This window comes from Dietzia sp. KRD202, assembly GCF_017168155.1.
Lineage (GTDB): Bacteria > Actinomycetota > Actinomycetes > Mycobacteriales > Mycobacteriaceae > Dietzia > Dietzia kunjamensis.
On record NZ_JABFAN010000011.1, the window covers coordinates 248820 to 269522 of the forward strand.

Here is a 20703-nt window from a genome sequence, read left to right on the forward strand (position 1 = left end):
TCTACCGGCCGAGCAGCGCGTCGACCCGGCGGAGGAGCTCCCGGGGGCTGAAGGGTTTGATGACGTAGTCGTCGGCGCCCGCCGCGAACCCCGCGTCGACCTCGGCATCCCGGGCTCGGGCGGTGAGCAGCAGGACGCGGCAGTCCTCCGGGCCCTCACCGTCCCGCAGGCGACGGAGGACGTCGAGCCCGGACAGGCCGGGCATCATGATGTCGAGGATGGCCAGTGACGGGGCGAAGCTCGTGATCGCCTCGAGGGCCTCCACCCCGTCGCGGGCGGTGCGGATCTCGTATCCCGCGTTGTCGAGCTTGAAGGCGACGAGCTCACGGATGTCGTCGTCGTCGTCGGCGATCACGACCCGCGGCCCTGGTCCTGTCACTGGTTCGCCCCGCCCCTCTGTTCTCTGGTTGTCGTGCCGACTTTATCGACAGACCCGACGGGGCGAGGTCATTCCCCCCGGAACTCGGGCGTGCGCTTCTCGGCGAAGGCCCGCGGGCCCTCCTTCGCATCGGCGGAGGCGAAGACCCGCCCGCCCACCTCGGCGTCGACGCGGAAGGCCTCCTCCTCGTGCATGCCCTCGGTGCGACGGATGGTCTCGATCATCCCCCGGACCGCCAGCGGACCGTTCGCGGAGATGAGGTCGGCGATCTCCAGGGCCTTGTCGAGGGCCGATCCGTCGTCGACGACGTGGCCGATGAGCCCGAACCGCTCGGCCTCCTCGGCGGTGAGGTGGCGGCCCGTCATGAGGACCTCCATCGCGACGGTGTACGGGATCTGGCGCACGAGCCGGACCGCCGAACCGCCGAGCGGGTACAGGCCCCACCGCGCCTCGGAGACACCGAACTTCGCGGACCGTCCGGCGACGCGGATGTCGGTGCCCTGCAGGATCTCGGTCCCGCCCGCGATGGCCGGCCCCTCGACCGCGGCGATGAGCGGCTTGCTCAGTCGACGGCCCTTGAGCAGGGCCGGGAGCGTCGTGAGATCCCAGCCGCCGCCGGCGAACTTGTCCCCCGGGGCGTCGGAGTTCATGGCCTTGAGGTCGGCGCCCGCGCAGAAGAACCCGCCCGCGCCCGTGAGGATGCACGCCCGGATGTCGGGGTCGGAGTCCACCAGGTCCCAGGCGGCCTCCATGCCCCGCATCATCGGCCCGGACAGGGCGTTCCGGGCTTCGGGGCGGTTCATGGTGACGATCAGGACGTGCCCCCGCCGCTCGGTGAGCAGGTGCTGGTCCTCGGGGGTTGCGGCGCTGGTCATCTTCGGCCTCCTGGAGGATTTCTTTATGCCGGGTTCGATGTAACCCACACCACGGGAAGGTAACACGTTCTAGTTTGGGGGCATGGCGTACTCCATCGGAGATCTCGTAGAACACAGCGTGGACCGTGTCCCCGACCGGCTCGTGCTCGTCCAGGGTGATCGTGAGCTCAGCTTCCGGGAGTTCGAGGACCGTGCAAACCGACTCGCCCACCACCTGCAGTCGGTGGGGGTGGGGCCCGATGACAAGGTCGCGGTGTACAGCCGCAACACCATCGAGGCCGTCGAGGCCATGGTGGCGATCTTCAAGATCCGCGCGGTCATGGTCAACGTGAATTTCCGCTACGTCCCGGCCGAGCTCGAGTACCTGCTGGACAACTCCGATGCCGTCGCGGTGATCCACGAGCGGCGGTACTCGCAGACCCTGGCCGAGGCCCTGCCCAGGACCCCGGGGGTCCGGCACTGCCTGGTGTTCGAGGACGGGACCGACGGACCGGACCCGGTGGTCCCCGAGAGCGTCTCCGTGGCGCACTACGAGGACGCCCTGGCGGCGCAGTCCCCGGAGCGGGACTTCGGCGAGCGCTCGAACGACGACATCTACATGCTGTACACGGGTGGCACCACGGGCTCGCCCAAGGGCGTCATGTGGCGCCAAGAGGACGTGTTCATGGTCCTGGGCGGTGGCATCGACTTCCTCACGGGGGAGCGGGTCGCCGACGAGTGGGAGTTGGCGAACAAGGCCGTCGACGGCGGGGTGCTGGTCCGGGCCGCGCTACCGCCGCTCATCCACGGCGGAGCCCAGTGGGCGATCCTCATGGCCCTGTTCGCCGGTCACACGAGTGTGCTCATCCCGGAATTCGACGCGGAGACGGTCTGGCAGACGGTCACCGACCGCAAGATCAACCTGATGTTCATCACCGGTGACGCGATGGCGCGGCCAATGATCGAGGCCTGGGACGCGGAGAAGTACGACCCTTCGTCGCTCTTCTACATCGGGTCCTCGGCTGCCCTCTTCTCGCCCTCGGTCAAGGACCAGTTCATCGAGGCCTTCCCCAACGCGATGATCTCGGACTCCATCGGTTCGTCGGAGACGGGTTTCTCGGGCATCGCACTGGCGGAGAAGGGGAAGACCCACACCGGCGGTCCGCGCGTGAAGATCGACGGCGAGACCACGGTCCTCGACGACGACGGCAACGAGATCCGACCCGGATCGGATGTCATCGGCAAGGTGGCCCGGACCGGTCACATCCCGCTGGGGTACTACAAGGACGAGGCCAAGACCGCGGCGACGTTCAAGACGTACAACGGTAAGCGCTACTCCATCCCCGGCGACGACGCCCGGGTCGAGTCCGACGGCACCGTCACGATGCTCGGCCGCGGCTCGGTGTCCATCAACACCGGCGGCGAGAAGGTGCACCCGGAGGAGGTCGAGGCGGCCCTCAAGACGCACCCCGACGTGTTCGACGCGCTGGTGATCGGGGTCCCCGACGATCGGATGGGGCAGAAGGTCGCCGCCGTGCTGCACACCCGGGACGGCAAGTGCCCGCCCATCGAGGAGATCAACGAGCACGCGCGCACGGAGATCGCCCGCTACAAGTGCCCGCGCGCGGTCTGGGTCGAGACCTCGGTCAAGCGCAATCCCGCGGGCAAGCCCGACTACCGGTGGGCCGCGGACATCGCCGCGTCCCGCCCCGCAGACGACAGCCAGGAGATCAGCAAGTGAGCATTCGCACTTCCCTCACGGAGGAGTTCGGGATCGAGTACCCCGTCTTCGCGTTCACCCCGTCCAAGGCCGTCGCGGCCGCCGTGACCCGTGCCGGCGGCATGGGCGTGCTCGGGTGTGTCCGGTACAACGATGCCGCGGAACTCGACGAGGTCCTCACCTGGATGGACGAGAACACCGACGGCAAGCCCTACGGTGTGGACATCGTCATGCCCAACAAGGTCCCCACCGAGGGGAGCCCGGAGGACATCGCCGCGATGATCCCCGAGGAGCACAAGTCGTTCGTCTCCCGTGTCCTCGATGACCTCGGCGTCCCACCGCTCGGTGATGACGCCGAGCACAACGCAGGGGTGATCGGGTGGCTCCACTCGGTCGCCCAGTCGCACGTGGAGATGTCTCTCAAGCACCGGCCGGTGCTCATCGCCAACGCCCTGGGCTCGCCGCCGAAGCACATCATCGACCTCGCCCACGAGAACGGGATGAAGGTCGCCGCCCTCGCCGGCGCCACCAAGCACGCCCTGGCCCACGTCGACAACGGCGTGGACATCGTGATCGCCCAGGGCGGCGAGGCGGGAGGTCACACCGGCGATGTCGCGACGATGGTGCTGGTCCCCGAGATCGTCAAGGCCCTCGACGGCCGGGCCCCGGTGCTGGCCGCCGGTGGCATCGGCGACGGAACCCAGGTCGCGTCCGTGATCGGGATGGGCGCGCAGGGCGCCTGGATGGGATCGCGCTGGCTCACGGCCGCCGAGTACGCCGAGGACGGCGGGTCGCGGGCCATGCAAAAGGCGCTCGTGGCCGCGACCAGCCGCGACACCGTCCGTACCCGTATCTACTCGGGCAAGCCCGCGCGGCTGCTCAAGAGCAAGTGGACCGAGGCGTGGGCCGCCGCCGACGCGCCGGACCCGATGCCCATGCCCCTGCAGAACATCCTCGTCGCGGAGGCCCACCAGCGGATCTCCGAGGCGCAGGATCCCGAGGTCGTGGCGATGCCCGCAGGGCAGATCATCGGCTCCCTCGAGGGCGTGGTGCCCGTGGCCGAGACGATGGCGCAGATCGTCGCCGAGTACGAGGCCGCCGTCGAGCGACTGCGCGCGACCCTGGCCTGACCGGACGGGCCCGTCTCGCCGTCATCAGCCAGATCCGCTACTCCGATTCCGGATCCGCCAGCCCAATTCGGGTAGCAGATCGGGAATCGGGATAGCGGATTCTCGGCCGTCAGGTCGTCAGCAGGTCATCAGCTGGTCAGGACGAACAGCAGCATCGCGGCCCAGTGGCAGGCGAACGCGATCACGGTGCACGTGTGGAACACCTCGTGGAAACCGAAGACGCCGGGGGCCGGGTCGGGTCGCTTGAGGCCGTAGACCACCGCGCCGCCGGTGTAGGCGACGCCACCGACCATGACCAGGATGACGGCCGCGAGGTTGGCGGTGATGAGGTCGCCGGCGAACCACACCGCGGTCCAGCCGAGGCCGATGTACAGGACGACGTACAGCCAGCGCGGCGCGGACAGCCAGAACAGGCGGAACAGGATCCCCAGCAGGGCGCCCGACCACACGAGTGTCAACAGGATCTGGGTGGTCGGGGGCTCGAGTGCCGCCACCGTCATGGGGGTGTACGTCCCGGCGATGAGCAGGAAGATGTTGGAGTGGTCCAGACGGCGCATCAGGGCTGCGGCGCGTGGCCCCCAGTTCACCCGGTGATACAGGGCCGAGATCCCGAACAGCAGGGTCGAGGTCGCCAGGAACACGGCGCAGGCCCAGGTCAGCGCGGTCCCCTCGGCGAGCACGGTGAGCACGACGCCCAGCGCGATCGCGACGGGTAGGGTGCCGGCGTGAATCCACCCCCGCAGCAGCGGTTTGGGCGGAACGGGCGCGGAGATACCGAAGTCGTCGTCGGCGGCGACGGCATCGGCGTTGATGCCGTCGCCGGCGGGATGCTGCAGGTCGGGGTTCACGGCGTGGTCCACACGCCAAACCTACCGACGACCTCACCCGGGGGTGAAGGCCCCCGCACCGTCGGCGCGGACCCAGACCCTGTCCCCGGCCGATTCGGCGCCCAGCGAGCTGAGGTCGCGGGCCCGGAACTTGAAGCTGGCCGTCCGTGGTAGCGCGGCGGTCATCCGGAGCAGCGACGGCCACTGCTTGGGCCCGAGGTCGGGTTGGGCGGCGAGGAAATCACCGAACCCGCCCGCCAGGGCCGAGGCTTCTGCACCCTCGCGAGGCACCACCGCCGCGGCGACGGCGTCGCCGATGACGGCCGGGCCCCGCACCGTCTCCGCCGGCACGGCGTACACGCCGACCTCGGCCACATCGGGGTGTCGCCGCAGTACGCGTTCGATCGGAGCCGCCGCCAGGTTCTCCCCGTCCACGCGCATCCAGCCACCGGACCGGCCCGCGAAGTAGACCCATCCGTCGTCGTCGACGTACGCGAGGTCGCCGGAGTGGAACCGGCCGCCGCGCATCCTCTCGGCGTCGGCGGCGGGGTCGCCGTAATACCCGGAGAACAGGCCCGGCCCGTCGGCGACCATCTCACCCACGGACTCGTCGGCGTTGAGCAGGACACCGGCGTCGTCGAAGCGGGCGCGGGGGCACTCGTCCCCGGACTCCGGGTCGACGATCCGCACCCCGTCCGGCAGTGGACCGAGCGCGGCGTCGGGGGTCCCGGGCGTACGGGTGACGGAGATGCCGCCCTCGCTGGAACCGAACCCGTCCACCACGGTGACGCCGAAGCGTCGGGCGAACTCGCGGCGCACGTCGGCCGGGGCCTCGTTGCCGTAGACCACACGCATGGGGTTGTCGGCGTCATCGGGCCGCTCGGGGGTGGCCAGGATGTAGGAGAGCGGCGCGCCGACGTAGTTGGCGAAGGTGCATCCGTGTCGCCGGACGTCGTCGAGCCAGTTGGAGGCGGAGAAGCGACGCCGCAGGGCGATCGAGCATCCGGAGTACAGGGCGATCGGCCACGCCACCATCACGGCGTTGGAGTGGAACAGCGGCATCGCGCTGTACACGCAGTCGTCCGCGCCGATCCCGAACCTCTCGGCGAGCATGCGGCCGGGCACGGAGATCTTGCTCTGCGTGATCCGGACGGCCTTGGGGTCGCCGCTCGTGCCCGAGGTGAACACCAGCGCGACCAGGTCGTCGGGGCCGGCTGGCACGTCCGCCACCTCGGGGAGCGCCGCGTCGGCGTGGCGCTCCAATAGCGCGGTCCACTCGGGGGAGTCGACGGAGACCACGGGCACGCCGGGGTCGAGCCCGTCGAGCAGTGCGGCGTTGTCGGTGTCCGTGAGGATGAGCGCGCAGTCGGCGAGCGCGGCGTCCCGGATCAGGGCCTCGCCGCGCCGCGTGGGGTTGAGCCCGGCCACGACGAGCTCCGAGCATGCCGCCGCGCCGAGCAGGTGGAGGTACTCGGGCGTGCCGGCCAGGAGGAGGCCGACGTGGGGACGTGCCGGTGGTGACGACGACGACGAGGTCATCAGTTCCCGTAGCGCCGCGATCCGCACGGCCACCGCACCGACGGCCTCCGACCAGGGCGTGAGCCGGCCGTCGGACCAGATTCCGCGGTCGCCGACGGCGGACAGGGCGTGCACCGCGTCGGCGACGGAGGTGAACGGCTGGGCGGCGACGTCCGCGATCGTCTTCACCGCGCCGCTCACGCCGAGTACTCCCAGGGGTCGCCCGCGGTGGCCAGCACGTCGCCCAGGTCGAGCAGTTGCCGGGTGGCGCCGCCGAGGCGGAACTCGTCGGCCTTCGCGGCGAGGAAGTAGCGGTGGGCGGGCTCGGAGCGGTCCAGCCCGACGCCGCCGTGGACGTGCACGGCGGTGTGGGCGAGGCGGTGGCCGGCGTCGCAGGCCCAGAAGTGGGCGGAGGCCACCGCCGCGTGTGCGGTCGGGCCGGGGTCGCCGCTACAGGCGTCGAGTTCGTAGGCGGCGCGCAGGGTGCTCAACCGGACGGCGTCGACGTCGATGGACCCGTCCGCCAGGCGGGCGGCGACGGCCTGGAACGTGCCGATGGGGCGACCGAACTGGTGGCGGGTGCTCGCGTACGCTGCGGTGCGCTCGAGCGCGGCCTCGATCACGCCCCACTGGTGGGCGGCAAGGTGGACGCGGCGGCGCAGGGCATCGAACTCGAGCGCCCCGGCGGCGAGCGCGGTGGCGGCACCGGGGTCACCGGTGACGAGCCCGCTGCACGAGTAGTCGACGGGGACCGTGCGTTCCACGGTGACCGCCGCGCCGTCCGTCACGTGTAGGCCGTCGGCCGAAGACCGGACGATCACATCGGCGATCGGCGCCCAGTCCACCTCCGGTGCGGAGCCGGACCAGCCGTCGGCGACAGCGGCGATCTCGCGCCCCTCCGCCACGGCGGTGGCGCGGTCGGTCTGCCCGGCCGCCTCGAGCAGGTGGGCCGCGCGGATCGCGGGGGACAGGGGGACCGGGGCGACAACCCGACCCAACTCGCGTAGGACCAGGGCCTCGCCGATCACCCCCAGTCCGGCGCCGCCGAGCGACTCCGGGGCGAGGGCGGCCGGGACGCCGGCCCGGACCAGTTCCTCCCAGTAGCGGGCGTGGAACCGGGCGGTCCCGCGGTCGGTTCCGCCGGACTCGGTGCCGGGGCCGAACCGGGCGTCGAGTTCTCGCAGGGAGTCGTCGGTGACCAGACGCTCGCCCATGTCCCGGACGAGGGCGGTCAGCTCCGCGGTGGTGTCGTCGACGGAGAAATCCATGTCAGCGCTCCTTCCGGGCGGTGCTGGCGGACGGAGCGGGGGCGACGCGTGGCGCCGGGGGCAGCCCCAGGCCGGCGGTGGCGATGATGTCGCGCTGCACCTCGTTGGTGCCGCCGCCGAAGGTGAGGATGAGCGCCGACCGGTGGAGGCGCTCGATGCGCCCGTGCAGGGCGGCGGTCGGGGAGTGGGAGCGCTGGTAGCCGCTCGATCCGAGGACTTCCATGAGCAACCGGTAGGCCTCGCACGCCGTCTCGGTCCCGTACACCTTGGTCGCCGACGCGGCGATGCGGGTGGGCGCGGCGGTGTCCACGGAGACGATCTCCCAGTTGCGCAGGGCCAGGTACTCGGCCATCGCGTGTACGCGGGCCAGGTGGGTGCGCACCCACTCGTTCTCCATGACGGTGCCGTCGCCGGGCATACCGACGTCCGCCGAGCGGGTGGTGCGCGCCCACTGCACGACCTGCCGCAGTGAGGCCTGCAGCGGCCCCGCCGAGGTCAGGGCGACGCGCTCGTGGTTGAGCTGGTTGGTCATGAGCGGCCATCCGCCGTGCTCGGGGCCCACGAGGTTGCTCGCCGGGACCACCACGTCCTGGTAATAGGTGGCGCTGGTGTCCGGGCCGGCCATCGTGTGGACCGGGGTCCACGAGAAGCCCTCGGCGTCGGTGGGCACCATGATCATGGAGATGCCCTTGTGGCGCTTGGCGTCCGGATCGGTGCGCGCGGCCAGCCAGATCCAGTCGGCGTACGCCACCAGCGACGTCCACATCTTCTGACCGTTGATCCGGTACACCTCGCCGCCCTCGTGCTCACCGGTCCCGGGCTCGCGGACCGCCCGCGTGCGGAGCGACGCGAGGTCGGTGCCGGAGTCCGGCTCGGAGTAGCCGATGCCGAAGTGCAGCTCACCGCGGCTGATCCGGGGCAGGAAGTAGTTCTTCTGCTCGTCGGAGCCGAAGGCCATGATCGTCGGCGCGACGGAGTTGATGGTGAGGAACGGGACGGGAACCCCGGCGATGGCGGCCTCGTCGGTGAAGATCAACTGCTCGATCATCGGCCGGTTCTTCCCGCCGAATTCTTCGGGCCACCCCAGTGTCAGCCAGCCGTCTCGGCCCATCTCCGCGACGATCTCGCGGTACGCGTCGCCGTGCCCGTACTCGCCGGTGGTGGAGGTGAAGGCCTCGCGTCGTTCAGGGGTCATCAGTGCCGAGAAATACTCGCGCAACTCCCCGCGCAGACGTTCCTGGTCGGTGGTGTAGGTGATGTCCATATGCCCTAAGCTCATCGGTGAGTGGAACACGTTCTAGTGTCGTGTCTCACATAGTATCCAACCATCTCGCGGCCATGGTGGCCGTGGGTGCGACCGAGGAGGACGGCATGAGGATTGAAGTCGATCCCGACCGCTGCGAGGGGCAGGCCGTGTGCGTCGGCCTGGCGCCGAAGGTCTTCGAGCTGAACGACGACGACGAGGTCGTGCGTGTGATCGTCGACGAGGTCCCCGAGGACCTGCAGAAGCGCGCACTCAAGGCTGTGGAGAAGTGCCCGATGGCCGCGCTGAAGGCCGCGGAGTGACCGCGGGGATGGGTCGGGAGAATCTCGACGCGGACCTCTCACTCGACGGGCGCGTCGCCGTGGTCACCGGGTCCGGCTCGGGTCTCGGCGCGGCCGAGGCGGTCGAGCTCGCCAGGTCGGGCGCGGCCGCGGTGGTCATCAACGACATCCGCGCCGGTGAAGCAGCAGATGCGGTGATCGCGGACATCGAGGCGGCCGGAGCCAAGGCGGCACTCGTCGTGGGCGATGTCTCCGAGCGGGAGACCGCGGACGCCATGGTGGCCGAGGCACTCAGACTCGGCGGGCTGCACGTGGTGGTCAACAATGCCGGGATCACGCGCGACAAGATGCTGTTCAACCTCTCCGACGAGGATTTCGACGCGGTCGTGAAGGTGCATCTGCGCGGTCACTTCCTGCTCACCCGCAATGCGGCCGCCCACTGGCGCGCGGAGAGCAAGAAGTCCGGGGGGCCGGTCTACGGCCGGCTCATCAACACCTCGTCGGAGGCGGGGCTCTTCGGCCCGCCCGGCCAGGCCAACTACGGCGCGGCCAAGGCCGCGATCACCGCGCTGACGCTGTCCGCGTCGCGGGTGCTGGAGCGCATCGGCTGCACCGCCAATGCTATCGCCCCTCGCGGTCGCACCGGGATGACGGAGGCGGTCTTCGAGCCCTGGGACTCCTCCGAGGGGCCGGATCCGCTCTCGCCGGACCGGGTCGCGGACCTCGTGTCCTACCTGGCCTCGCCCGCTGCTGCGCACGTCACCGGTCAGCTGTTCGTGGTATACGGCGGGATGGTGGCGCTCGTGGAGGCGCCCGTCGTGGAGAAGAGGTTCGACGCGGAGGGTGGCGTATGGGACCGTCGCGAGTTCGCGGATGCGATCTCCGGGCACTGGTCAGGACGCCCGGAGGGCAAGTCCTTCTCCGCTGCGGAGATCATGAAGCTCTGAGTGGCGGGCCCGTCCCCGGCGTGATCGACGTCGATCGCGCCGGGGACGACTTATTGGTGTGTCGGGCGTGTTAGATTCCCCCGACGCGAGCTGGCAGGGGCACCGGTCGGGGGGATGGGGAAGCCCTTGTCAGATAGAACGTGTTCTAGCTACTATGTAATCTGGGTCACGATGAACCGGTCACTTGTTCAGTTTGGTGTGACCGGGGGATGAAAGAAGACAGGAGGGGGGCGATATGGCGAGAGTTCTCGATGCGCCGCTTAAGGGAGTCGGCGATTTCGTCGCCATGAGTCTCGACACGTTCGTGTCCTTCCCGTCGATCGTGCGGCAGGGCCGGGAGTTCGTCGAACAGTCCTGGTTCATCGCCAGGGTCTCCATGATGGCCACCATCCTGGTGGCGATCCCGTTCACCGTCCTGGTGAGCTTCACGCTCAACATCCTGCTCCGCGAGATCGGTGCGGCCGATCTGTCGGGGGCGGGGGCCGCGCTCGGCGCCGTCACCCAGGTCGGTCCCATGGTCACGGTCCTCATCGTGGCGGGGGCCGGGGCCACCGCCATCTGCGCGGACCTCGGGGCCCGCACCATCCGCGAAGAGATCGACGCGATGGAGGTCCTCGGGATCGACCCGGTCAAGCGCCTGGTCGTCCCCCGGGTCGCCGCGTCCACCTTCGTGGCGCTGCTGCTCAACGGCCTGGTGTGCACGATCGGCATCCTCGGCGGTTTCCTCTTCTCGGTTCTTCTGCAGGGCGTCAACCCGGGCGCCTTCGTAGACGGGATCACCCTGCTCACGGGCCTGGGTGAGCTCATCCTGGCGCAGATCAAGGCCGGCATGTTCGGCATGCTGGCCGGGCTCGTGGCCTGCTACAAGGGCCTCTACGTCCGGGGCGGGCCGAAAGAGGTGGGCAGCGCTGTGAACGAGACCGTCGTCTTCGCCTTTATGGCCCTGTTCGTCGTCAACACCGTGCTCACGGCGGTCGGCGTCAAGGTCCTGGGGGCGTGAGGTGGCCGTCATCGAGACCACCCGGTTCCCGCATCTCGCGCGGGCCCGGCACCACACCGTCGGCAGGGCCGACGACTTCGGCGGCATCGCCCTGTTCTTTTGGCGAGCACTGCTGGCCACGCCGCGGGCGCTCACCCAGTACCCGAAGGAGACACTGCGGCTCATCGCCGAGATCGCCATGGGAACGGGTGCGCTGGCGATGATCGGCGGCACAGTGGTGATCGTCGGGTTCCTCACCCTCGCCACCGGCGGCGTGATCGCGGTCCAGGGCTTCTCCTCGCTCACCGACGTCGGGGTCGAAGCGCTCACCGGCTTCTTCGCGGCGTTCATCAACGTCCGCATCGCCGCACCCGTGATCGCTGGCATCGGGTTGGCCGCCACCATCGGTGCCGGCGCGACGGCCCAGCTCGGGGCGATGCGGGTGTCCGAGGAGATCGACGCGCTGGAGGTCATGGCGATCGACTCGATCACCTACCTGGTCTCCACCCGGATCGTCGCCGGGATGATCGCCGTGGTGCCGTTGTACTCGCTCGCCGTCATCGCCTCGTTCCTGGCGAGCCGGTTCGCGACCGTGCAGATCTATGGTCAGTCCGGCGGCGTCTATGACCACTACTTCTCGACGTTCCTCATCCCCACGGACATCCTGTGGTCCTTCGTTCAGGCCATCGCGATGGCCATCGCGATCATGCTCATCCACACCTACTACGGCTACAACGCCGCCGGCGGTCCCGCCGGCGTCGGCTCGGCCGTGGGCAACGCCGTCCGCACCTCGCTCATCGCGGTGGTGACCGTAACCCTTCTCTTCTCCCTCGCGATCTACGGCGGAGACGGCAACTTCAACCTGTCAGGATAGGAGGCGGACGTGGCGAGAACTGTGAGTCAGAGCGATACGGTGCCCAAGCGCATCGCGGCGACGGTGCTGGCGCTCTTCATCGTCGTGGTGATCGCGCTCTCCCTCCTGATGTTCGCGAGGGTCTTCGACAGCCGGGTGCCGTTGACCGTCCGCAGTGATCGCGCCGGTCTGGTCATGGAGGCCGACGCCAAGGTGCGCGCCCGCGGTGTGGAGATCGGCAACGTCAAGGACATCCGCCAAGAGTTCGGCGGGGCGACGATCGAGATCGAGGTCGATCCCGCGGCGCTGGAGGCCATCCCCGCCAACTCCCCGGTGACGATCGGATCCAACACAGTGTTCGGTGCGAAGTCCGTCGACTTCGAGTCCCCGATGCGGCCGGACCCGACGCCGCTGGCCGCGGGCACCGTCGTCGAGGCGTCCAATGTCACCGCCGAGGTCAACACACTGTTCCAGGACCTGACCGACCTGCTCATCGCGATCGAGCCGGAGAAGCTCAACGCCACCCTCGGCGCGGTCTCCGGGGCGGTCGACGGGCGCGGTGAACAGGTGGGGCGCACGATCACCGACTTGGGCGACTACCTGCAAGAGATCAACCCGCAGATCGACACCCTCCAGAGGGACCTGGCCAAGGGGTCGCGGGTGGCCAACCTCTACGCCGACGTCACCCCCGACATCATGCGCCTGCTCGACTCCGGCACCGATGTCGGCGCCAACGTCGTCAACAACCAGGCGCGGTTCGAACAATTGCTGGTCTCTGCGATCGGCACGGGCGAGACCGGCAAGCGCCTGCTGTCCGAGAACGGCAACGAATTCGTCAAGACGCTCTCGGACCTGCGTGCCTCGACCAGCCTGCTGGCGGAGTACCACCCCATGCTCACCTGTCTGATCGTGGGCCTGAACCAGGGCGTCGAGGGCGCCAACTCAGCCTTCGGCGGCGAGGACCAGCCCGGCCTGGTATTCAAGTCGGGGTGGCAGCAGGGGGCGCGAGCGTACGAGTACCCCAAGGACCTGCCGAAGGTCAACGCCAGCACCGGACCCAACTGTTACGGCCTCCCGTTCCCGGACCCGGAGGTCCACGCCCCGTTCGTCGTCACCGACACCGGCTCGAACCCCGTGGAGGGCATGCCCGACGTGTTCACCACTCGCCCCGCCCCGCTGTTCGGCCCGTTGCGGCCCACCGAGCCTGGTCGTCCCGCGCCCCCGACGCTGCTGCAGGTCATGCTCGGCATGGACGGGGAGGCCCCGTGACCGCCGGGCGCTCGGCAGCGCGAAACGCCCGTCTCACCCTGATCAAGCTGGCGATCTTCACCACGGTGATGGTGCTGGTCCTGGCCGGTCTGGTCATGGTCTTCAGCGAGTACCGCTCCGGCGCGTCCGAGAAGTACAATGCCGAGTTCACCGACGTCTCGGGGCTGGAGTCTGGGGATAAGGTGCGCATCGCGGGAGTGGAGGTGGGCCGCGTCGACCGGATCGCACTGGCGGACGGGAACACAGCCGCGGTCCGGTTCTCCGTGGCCGGGAACCAGGTCGTGCACGCTAGCACCGAGGCGATGGTGCGGTACGAGAACCTGACCGGGGACCGCTATCTGGAACTCAACCGGGGGGAGGGGGATCAGTCTCCGCTCGAGGCGGGCGAGACGCTGCCGATCTCGCAGACCTCCCCGGCTCTGGACCTCGACGCGTTGCTCGGCGGGTTCCGTCCGTTGTTCAGGGCACTCGACCCCGGCCAGGTGAACCAGCTGTCGGAATCGATCGTCAAGGTATTCCAGGGCGAGGCCGGAACCGTGCAGGACCTGCTCGCCTCGACGTCGTCCCTCACTCAGACACTGGCTGATCGGGACCAGCTCATCGGAGACATCATCACCAATCTCAACGGGGTGCTCACCACGGTGGCGGACAACCAGTCCAACGTCGATTCGATCGTCGACGACCTCCAGCAGCTCGTCTCTGGTCTGTCGGCGAACTCCGAGCCGATAGGCGAGTCCGTCGAACGCCTCAACGACGCCAGCGCCAACATGACCACACTCCTGTCCGACGTCCGCCCGGCCCTGCGCGAGGACGTCGCCCAGATCGACCGGGTGGCGACACTCATCAACGAGGACGAGCCGTTCGTCGAGAACGTGATCAACCGGCTCCCGTCCGACTTCGAGAAGATGGGGCGCTTGGGCGTGTACGGCAGCTTCTTCCAGTTCTATCTCTGTGGTGTGATCGTGCAGGTCACCAACCCCGTGACCGGCAGGGGCGTGTACCTGCCCCAGTACGAGCAGACGACGGGACGGTGTGCGTTCCCCGATGAGTGACACAATAGACGGGACCCCGCCGAAGGCGCCCCGAGGACAGCTCCGGTTCCGCGACCGCGACCCCAAGACGATCGGTGTCTGGGGAGCCGTGGGGGCCGTGGCGTTGATGGCGATCTCGCTGAACTACGACCGGATCCCCTTCGTCAACGGGCTGCGGAACGCCACGGCGTACGTGGCCGACGCAGCCGGGCTCAACACCGGTGACGAGGTGCAGGTGGCCGGGATGAGGGTCGGTTCGGTGCGGAAGATCGAGCTCGACGGGGACAGGGTCAGGGTCCGCTTCGACATCGACACCGACGTCGCGCTCGGCGCGGACACCTCCGCCCAGATCAAGACCGACTCGATCCTCGGCCGGCGTGCGCTCGGGGTCTTCTCTGACGGCCAGGGCGAGCTCCCCGCCAACATCATCCCGCTCGAGCGGACCTCGGTCCCGTACTCGCTCACCGCCGCGCTTGGCGACCTCAGCAACACCGTCGAGGCAATGAACACGGACAAGGTCGACGAGGCGCTGACCGTGCTCGCCGAGACCATGGAGGGGTCCTCGCCTGAGATCAGGGGAGCGCTGGACGGGATCACCAGGCTCTCGCGCTCTCTCAACGAGCGTGACGAGGGCGTACGGCAGCTCCTCGACAAGGCCGCGGGGACCACCGACATTCTCGGGCAGCGAAGTGACCAGATCAACCAGCTCATGGTGGACGGCAACGTGCTGTTCACCCAGCTCGACCTCCGGCGAAGGGCCCTCAGCGAGTTGATTGTCAACATCGACGAACTCGCCCGGCAGCTCTCGGGGGTGGTCCAGGACAACGAGGCACAGCTCGGACCCGCCCTGGACAAGTTGGAGCAGGTGTCGGATCTGTTGATCCGCAACAAAGAGGACATCGATCTGGGGCTGCGCCGGATCGTGCCGTTCTCCACGGCGCTGAGCGAGGCCGTGGCGTCCGGACCGTGGTTCAACGCCTACATATCCAACTTGTCGATCGGTCATTACCAGCAGACCATCCTGCGCGACCTCATGCCTCTCATCGACGACCGCGTCCAGCCCGAGCCCGGACTGGTGCGCGAGCCGACGCTGCCGGCCGTACCGGGTCTGACCCTGATGGACGAGCACCCCGGCTGGGGCGAGAAGAGGTTGCCCCGATGAGTCGACTGTTCTCGTCCACACTGTCCAAGGTCGTGGCCCTCGTCGTCGTCGTCCTCCTCGTGATTGCCACGGTGTGGTTCTTCTCCACCCGGACCAAGACGATCATCGCCTTTTTCGAATCCACCCGTGGCGTCTACGAGGACGACACCGTCCGGGTGCTCGGGGTGCGTGTCGGACGGATCTCCGAGATCACCTCCGAGGACGGCAGGTCCAAGGTCACGATGAAGGTCGACCGGGACGTCCCGGTCCCCGCCGACGCCACCGCGTTGCTCGTGGCACAGTCCCTCGTGGCCGAGCGGTTCATCCAGATCACCCCCGCCTTCACGGGCGGCGAGGAGATGCCGGACGGCGGCACGATCCCCGTCGAGCGCACCGCGATCCCGGTGGAATGGGACGGGGTCAAGGAGCAGCTCATGAAGCTGTCCACCGCCCTCAGTCCCGTTGGTGACGAGGAGACGGGCCCGCTCGGCGAGTTCGTCGACTCGGCCGACGCGATGCTCGACGGCAACGGTGCGGAGGTCCGCGACGCCCTCAACGAGGTCTCGCAGACCATGGCGCTGCTCTCGGACGGGCGAGAGAACCTCTTCACCACCCTCAAGAACCTGCAACTGTTCGTCACCGCGCTCTCACAGAGCGAGGAGCAGATCGTGTCCTTCGGGGGGAGGCTGGCCAGCGTGTCGCAGGTGCTCGGAGACCAGACGGGCAACATCGATGCGGCGCTGAGCGATCTCGACCTGGCGGTGACCGACATCAACCGGTTCCTTGACAACAACGGGGAACGCGTGACCACTGCTGTCGACAAGCTCGGCCAGGCGACCGAGGTGGTGCGCGACCGGCGGGCCGAGCTGGAGGGAGTGCTCCACGTGGGCCCCACCGCCATGGCCAACTTCTACAACATCTACCGGCCGTACCAGGGCGTCCTCACCGGGGTGTTGACCATGAACCAGATGGCCAACCCGACCAACTTCATCTGCGGTGCGATCGCGGGCCTGGCCAACAACACCGCCGAATCCGACGCACAGCTGTGCGCCCAGTACATGGGCCCGCTGTTCAACTCGCTCGCCTCCAACTACCCATACGGCGCGGTCACCCCGCCGATCACGCCCACCGCGGAGCCCCAACAGATCTGGGACTCGCAGAAGCCAGGGACGCAGACCCCACCGGGTGTGCAGCCGGTCTCCGACCGGCCCGACCCGCTGATCAACGTGGTCAACAAGGGCGACAACCTCACCGACACCTTGCTCGTGACGGGAGATGCGTAGATGTTCCGCAACCGACCCAGTGGCCGAATTCTGACGGCAGGTGCACTCGGCGCCGTCGTGCTGCTCTCCGGTGCCGGATGCACCTGGGAGGGTCTCAACTCCCTGCCGCTACCCGGTGCGCAGGGCAGGGGCGAGGGTGCGTACGAGATCACCCTTGAGATGCCCAACGTCACCACCATCACCCGCAACTCCCCGGTCCGAGTGAACGACGTCAACGTCGGATCGATCACGGACATGCAGGTGGAGGACTACACGGCGATCGTCACGGTCTCGCTCAACGAGGATGTCCGGCTCCCGGCCAACGCGCATGCGAAGATCGGGCAGACCAGCCTCCTGGGGTCGCAACATCTCGAGATCTTCCCGCCCCCGGACGGCGAACCCGAGGGCTCGCTCTCCGACGGGGACGTCATCCCGTTGGCCCGCGCCGGTGTGTACCCGACCACCGAGCAGACGCTGTCGGCGCTGTCGGTGGTCCTCACCAACGGCGGACTGGCCCAGTTCGAGACCATCTCCCGCGAGCTCAACACCGCGTTGGACGGTCGCCAGTTCGAGGCCAAGGAGGTCATCTCCCAGCTGGAGACCACCGTCAGTGGTCTCGACCAGCAGCGGGCCGACATCATCGCGGCCATGGACGGTCTGGACCGGCTCTCGCGGCAGATCAACGAGCAGAACGACACCCTGGCCAAGGCGCTGGGTCAGATGCCCGAGGCCGTCGCGCTGATCAACGACCAGAAGCAGGAGCTGACCACAGCAATGGTCTCGCTCGGGGATTTCGGCAACAAGGCCAACCAGGTGATCGACGCCGGTGGTGGACAGAACCTGGTGGACAACCTCCGCGACATCACGCCGGTCCTCGACTCGCTAGCCAACGCCGGGCGCGACCTGACCCGGGCGCTGAGCGTGCTCATCACGTTCCCGTTCCCGCAGGCGGGCATCGACAACTTCCTCCGCGGCGACTACGCCAACCTGTACATCCACGCCGACACGACGATGCCGCGTCTGTCGGAGACCTTCCTCCTGGGCACCGAGTTCGGCAACCGTATGGCCGGCCTCGAGGGCTATGTGGGCCTCGCGCCCAATCCGCTGGCCGGCGCGAACCCGTTCTCCCTTGAGATCCCGCGGCTGGAGCACTCGGGCGAGGAGCCGTTCGCCGAACTGCCGCCTGAGCCGGAATCCGGTGCCCCGACCGAGGAGGCCCCCCGATGACCCGGTTCGTGCGAATCCAGCTGACCATCTTCGCCGTGGTGACGGTTCTCTCCCTCTCGGTGATGTCGGTCTCGTACCTCAAGCTGCCGACTGCGTTCGGCTGGCAGCGCACCGATGTCGCACTGCAGATGCCGGACACCGGTGGGCTCTACAAGAACGCCAACGTCTCCTACCTGGGCAATGTGATCGGGAGGGTCGACGCGGTCACCCTCAAGCCCGGTCACGTCGTGGCCGAACTGCACTTCGACACGCGGGCGGAGGTCCCCGAGAACGTGCGTGCGCAGATCCGGAGTGTCTCCGCGGTCGGAGAGCAGTTCGTCGAGTTAGTGCCTGAGGGCGAGCCCGTCGGCGAGATGGCCGACGGCACCGTGCTCGGCGAGGACCGGGTCGACATGCCCCAGGGGATCGGCCCCGTCCTGGACCAGGCCACGGTGCTCATGGCGTCGATCGACGACGGCAAGATGCGCCGCGTCATCTCTGAGTCGTTCGACGCGTTCAACGGTTCCGAGCGGGAGCTCCAGCAGTTCCTGGACTCCGCGCAGCTCCTCCTTGAGGAGGCCCAGCGCAACACCGGGGCCACCCGCCAGCTGATCGCCGACGCCGAGCCGGTCCTGGACTCGCAGCTGCGCTCATCGGACTCGATCCGTGCCTGGACCCGGAACCTCGCAGACCTGACCGATCAGCTCCGGGTCAACGAGCCCCAGCTGACCTCGATCATCCAGCGCGGCCCGGACTCGCTGGCCCGGGCGACCAGGGTCCTCAACGATCTGCAGCCGACCATGCCGGTGCTGGTCGCCAACCTGGTGAGCGTCGGCGAGGTTGGCGTGGTCTACAACCGCTCCATCGAGCAGTTGCTCGTGATCTACCCGGCCCTGGTGTCCTCGCTCATCACCGCGATCAACGGCGCCAAGGACACCGGTGAGATCAAGGTGGATTTCAACCTCCAGATCAACGAGACCCCGCCGTGCACCACCGGCTTCTTGCCGGCGGACCAGCGGCGGTCGCCCGCCGACCTGTCCGTGCCCCCGCTGATGAACGGCATCTACTGCAAGGTCCCCAAGGACTCCCAGACGACCGTCCGTGGAGCCCGCAACCTGCCGTGCATGGAGTATCCCGGTCGGCGGGCGGCGTCGCCCGCCGAGTGCGCGGCGAACGACTACCAGCCCGAGGGGATCAACCCCCCGGACACGAGCGAGGTCGGTCCGCCCGGGAACAACCCGAACGGGTGGAACGTTGTGCCGTCGTCCGACACCGGTGAACAGGAGATCCGCACGTCGGCCGCGATGTACGACCCGTCGACGGGCGAATACCTGGGCGCCGACGGCAAGACGTACCGTCAGCTCAATCTCGGTGATGCCGGACGACTCTCGGCGGACGCCGACCTGGCCGACATCCTCACGAACGGAGTGACCTAGTGCCACAGCCGGACGACAACCCCGCCGACCGTGGGCGCCCCTGGCTCACCGTGACCGCGGTGGTCGCGGCGGTCTGCCTCGTGGCCGCCGTCGTCGCGACGTCGCTGTGGCTGGGTGAGCGGAACTCGGCGGCCTCCGTGCGCGCCGACCGGGCCTCCGCGACCGAACTGGACGCCTCGTACCGTGACTTCGCGACGACTGTGATGACCAAGCTCATGACCATCAGGCAGGAGACGCTGTCGGAGGACGTCGACGAGATCGTCGGCCTGATCGACGGCGATTTCTCGGAGCAGTTCGCGCCTCGCCGCGATTCGTACGAGGACGTCGTCAAGACCACCAATGTCGTCGCCGACGGTGTGGTGTCCGCCGCCGCCGTCGAGCACTCCTACCCCGACCGGGCCGAGGTGATCATGGCGATCGACCAGACCATCGGCAACCCGAAGTCCGATGAGGACCAGGACCGCCAGTACCGTGTGCGCGTGACCGTGAACCGACACGACGACGGCGAGATGAAGGTCACGGGGGTGAACTTCATCCCATGACCACTCCCGACTCCGACATCCGCGCCACCCGTCGCGCCCAGCGCGAGGCCGAACGCGCGGCCCGCGCCCAGCGCAAGGCCGACGCCGCCCGCGAGCGTGCCCTCGAGGCCGCACGGGCCGGTGGGCTGTTCGAGGGCATGGAGGCCATGCCCCGCACCGAGACCGCCGACCCACGATCGGACGAGGACACCGCCGGCGGCGCGACCGCCCGGCCGGCCACCTCGACCCCCTCGCCGTCGCCGGCGTCCCGGGAACCGATCGACCCGGCCCGTCGGCGCACCCTGATCACCGCCCTGGCGCTGGTGTCGGCGGTCCTCGTCGTCGTCACCGGCCTGGCCACGTGGCAGTACGTCGAGGCCCGCGAGGCGACGGCGATCGAGGAACAGATCGCGGCCGCGCCCCGGGCGGCCACCGACGCGGCTCGCGAGATCACCACCCAGATGTTCACCTACGACCACCGGACGGTGGACGCGGACCTCGGAGCGGTACGGGAGCGGCTCGCCGACCCGGCACTGTCGGAGTTCGTCGAACAGTCCATGCCGACCGTCTCCTCCGCCGCCAAGCAGCAGGAGGCCACCGTCTACGCGACCGTCGCCGCCGCCGCGCCGCAGGAGGTGACGGACGCCGAGCGCGTCACCGTGCTGGTCATGCTCAACCGGATGGTCTCCACCAAGGACGCGCCCGAGGCGGCCAGTTCGGCCTCACGGCTGAGCGTGGACATGGTCCGCCAGGATGGGACGTGGAAGCTCGCCGAGCTCAACGCGCTCTGACCCGGACGCGCTCTGACCCGGAAGCG

At 68.8% G+C, this 20703-nt stretch carries 20 protein-coding genes; 14 read left to right on the forward strand and 6 right to left on the reverse strand.

The annotated features are described in order from the left end of the window. Position 1 precedes the first annotated feature (1 nt). Both J1M64_RS07880 and J1M64_RS07885 read right to left on the reverse strand, forming a co-directional pair. On the reverse strand, positions 2-355 hold the full coding sequence (locus J1M64_RS07880; RefSeq protein WP_200841557.1) for a response regulator transcription factor: 354 nt from the start codon (positions 353-355) through the stop codon (positions 2-4). Between the two features lie 92 nt (positions 356-447). After that, on the reverse strand, positions 448-1254 hold the full coding sequence (locus J1M64_RS07885) for a crotonase/enoyl-CoA hydratase family protein (RefSeq protein WP_067711883.1): 807 nt from the start codon (positions 1252-1254) through the stop codon (positions 448-450). Between the two features lie 82 nt (positions 1255-1336). Between J1M64_RS07885 and J1M64_RS07890 the strand changes: the two genes are divergently transcribed. Further along, positions 1337-2974, forward strand: coding sequence for an acyl-CoA synthetase (locus J1M64_RS07890; RefSeq protein WP_159148372.1), 1638 nt, complete (start codon positions 1337-1339; stop codon positions 2972-2974). Positions 2975-2976: 2 nt separating this feature from the next. Then, complete coding sequence (locus J1M64_RS07895) at positions 2977-4083, forward strand: nitronate monooxygenase family protein (protein ID WP_067712132.1); 1107 nt, start codon at positions 2977-2979, stop codon at positions 4081-4083. Between the two features lie 128 nt (positions 4084-4211). On the opposite strand, the gene J1M64_RS07900 is transcribed toward J1M64_RS07895, so the two are convergent. From J1M64_RS07900 to J1M64_RS07915, 4 genes are read right to left on the reverse strand one after another with little or no spacing between them, the layout of a single operon-like run. Beyond that, positions 4212-4943: a hemolysin III family protein gene (locus J1M64_RS07900; protein WP_181694273.1), complete on the reverse strand. Its 732-nt coding sequence runs from the start codon at positions 4941-4943 to the stop codon at positions 4212-4214. 21 nt (positions 4944-4964) lie between these two features. Continuing rightward, positions 4965-6629 carry an AMP-binding protein gene (locus J1M64_RS07905; protein ID WP_206473829.1) on the reverse strand — a complete coding sequence of 555 codons (1665 nt, stop codon included), beginning with the start codon at positions 6627-6629 and terminating at the stop codon, positions 4965-4967. Beyond that, on the reverse strand, positions 6626-7696 hold the full coding sequence (locus tag J1M64_RS07910; protein ID WP_163375506.1) for an acyl-CoA dehydrogenase family protein: 1071 nt from the start codon (positions 7694-7696) through the stop codon (positions 6626-6628). The genes J1M64_RS07905 and J1M64_RS07910 overlap by 4 nt, the downstream gene beginning before the upstream one ends. Before the next feature lies 1 nt (position 7697). Beyond that, on the reverse strand, positions 7698-8960 hold the full coding sequence (locus J1M64_RS07915; protein WP_206473830.1) for an acyl-CoA dehydrogenase family protein: 1263 nt from the start codon (positions 8958-8960) through the stop codon (positions 7698-7700). A gap of 107 nt (positions 8961-9067) precedes the next feature. On the opposite strand from J1M64_RS07915, the gene J1M64_RS07920 reads away from it, so the two are divergent. From J1M64_RS07920 to J1M64_RS07975, 12 genes are all read left to right on the forward strand, one after another. Further along, on the forward strand, positions 9068-9262 hold the full coding sequence (locus tag J1M64_RS07920; protein ID WP_067712138.1) for a ferredoxin: 195 nt from the start codon (positions 9068-9070) through the stop codon (positions 9260-9262). 8 nt (positions 9263-9270) lie between these two features. Continuing rightward, entirely contained in the window at positions 9271-10188 is a 918-nt protein-coding gene (locus J1M64_RS07925) for a 3-oxoacyl-ACP reductase (RefSeq protein ID WP_163375507.1), read from the forward strand. A 235-nt stretch (positions 10189-10423) separates the two neighbouring features. Continuing rightward, positions 10424-11188: an ABC transporter permease gene (locus J1M64_RS07930; protein ID WP_067711895.1), complete on the forward strand. Its 765-nt coding sequence runs from the start codon at positions 10424-10426 to the stop codon at positions 11186-11188. 1 nt (position 11189) lies between these two features. Then, positions 11190-12041: an ABC transporter permease gene (locus J1M64_RS07935; RefSeq protein WP_067711897.1), complete on the forward strand. Its 852-nt coding sequence runs from the start codon at positions 11190-11192 to the stop codon at positions 12039-12041. Between the two features lie 9 nt (positions 12042-12050). Then, positions 12051-13289, forward strand: coding sequence for an MCE family protein (locus tag J1M64_RS07940; RefSeq protein ID WP_067711900.1), 1239 nt, complete (start codon positions 12051-12053; stop codon positions 13287-13289). Further along, the gene (locus J1M64_RS07945) at positions 13286-14341 is read left to right on the forward strand and encodes an MCE family protein (RefSeq protein WP_159148560.1); all 1056 of its coding nucleotides are present in this window, start codon (positions 13286-13288) and stop codon (positions 14339-14341) included. Before J1M64_RS07940 ends, J1M64_RS07945 begins: the two co-directional genes overlap by 4 nt. Beyond that, a complete protein-coding gene (locus tag J1M64_RS07950; RefSeq protein ID WP_067711903.1) occupies positions 14334-15482 on the forward strand; it encodes an MCE family protein in 1149 nt (382 codons plus the stop codon). Before J1M64_RS07945 ends, J1M64_RS07950 begins: the two co-directional genes overlap by 8 nt. After that, entirely contained in the window at positions 15479-16744 is a 1266-nt protein-coding gene (locus tag J1M64_RS07955; RefSeq protein ID WP_067711906.1) for an MCE family protein, read from the forward strand. The genes J1M64_RS07950 and J1M64_RS07955 overlap by 4 nt, the downstream gene beginning before the upstream one ends. Continuing rightward, positions 16745-17950, forward strand: coding sequence for an MCE family protein (locus J1M64_RS07960; RefSeq protein WP_067711909.1), 1206 nt, complete (start codon positions 16745-16747; stop codon positions 17948-17950). Beyond that, the gene (locus tag J1M64_RS07965) at positions 17947-19365 is read left to right on the forward strand and encodes an MCE family protein (RefSeq protein WP_067711912.1); all 1419 of its coding nucleotides are present in this window, start codon (positions 17947-17949) and stop codon (positions 19363-19365) included. The genes J1M64_RS07960 and J1M64_RS07965 overlap by 4 nt, the downstream gene beginning before the upstream one ends. Next, entirely contained in the window at positions 19365-19907 is a 543-nt protein-coding gene (locus J1M64_RS07970; protein ID WP_067711915.1) for a hypothetical protein, read from the forward strand. The genes J1M64_RS07965 and J1M64_RS07970 overlap by 1 nt, the downstream gene beginning before the upstream one ends. Then, positions 19904-20677 (forward strand): hypothetical protein, encoded by a 774-nt coding sequence (locus tag J1M64_RS07975; RefSeq protein ID WP_067711917.1) that lies wholly within the window; start codon positions 19904-19906, stop codon positions 20675-20677. The genes J1M64_RS07970 and J1M64_RS07975 overlap by 4 nt, the downstream gene beginning before the upstream one ends. The last annotated feature ends 26 nt before the right edge of the window (positions 20678-20703 follow it).

Excerpts from the sequence above, each read along its gene's own strand:
- J1M64_RS07915 (WP_206473830.1), bottom strand. The coding sequence starts at position 8,960 with ATGGACATCACCTACACCACCGACCAGGAACGTCTGCGCGGGGAGTTG.
- J1M64_RS07925 (WP_163375507.1), top strand. The coding sequence starts at position 9,271 with ATGGGTCGGGAGAATCTCGACGCGGACCTCTCACTCGACGGGCGCGTC.
- J1M64_RS07885 (WP_067711883.1), bottom strand. The coding sequence starts at position 1,254 with ATGACCAGCGCCGCAACCCCCGAGGACCAGCACCTGCTCACCGAGCGG.
- J1M64_RS07910 (WP_163375506.1), bottom strand. The coding sequence starts at position 7,696 with ATGGATTTCTCCGTCGACGACACCACCGCGGAGCTGACCGCCCTCGTC.
- J1M64_RS07920 (WP_067712138.1), top strand. The coding sequence starts at position 9,068 with ATGAGGATTGAAGTCGATCCCGACCGCTGCGAGGGGCAGGCCGTGTGC.
- J1M64_RS07930 (WP_067711895.1), top strand. The coding sequence starts at position 10,424 with ATGGCGAGAGTTCTCGATGCGCCGCTTAAGGGAGTCGGCGATTTCGTC.
- J1M64_RS07960 (WP_067711909.1), top strand. The coding sequence starts at position 16,745 with ATGTTCCGCAACCGACCCAGTGGCCGAATTCTGACGGCAGGTGCACTC.
- J1M64_RS07975 (WP_067711917.1), top strand. The coding sequence starts at position 19,904 with ATGACCACTCCCGACTCCGACATCCGCGCCACCCGTCGCGCCCAGCGC.
- J1M64_RS07950 (WP_067711903.1), top strand. The coding sequence starts at position 14,334 with ATGAGTGACACAATAGACGGGACCCCGCCGAAGGCGCCCCGAGGACAG.
- J1M64_RS07890 (WP_159148372.1), top strand. The coding sequence starts at position 1,337 with ATGGCGTACTCCATCGGAGATCTCGTAGAACACAGCGTGGACCGTGTC.
- J1M64_RS07965 (WP_067711912.1), top strand. The coding sequence starts at position 17,947 with ATGACCCGGTTCGTGCGAATCCAGCTGACCATCTTCGCCGTGGTGACG.
- J1M64_RS07955 (WP_067711906.1), top strand. The coding sequence starts at position 15,479 with ATGAGTCGACTGTTCTCGTCCACACTGTCCAAGGTCGTGGCCCTCGTC.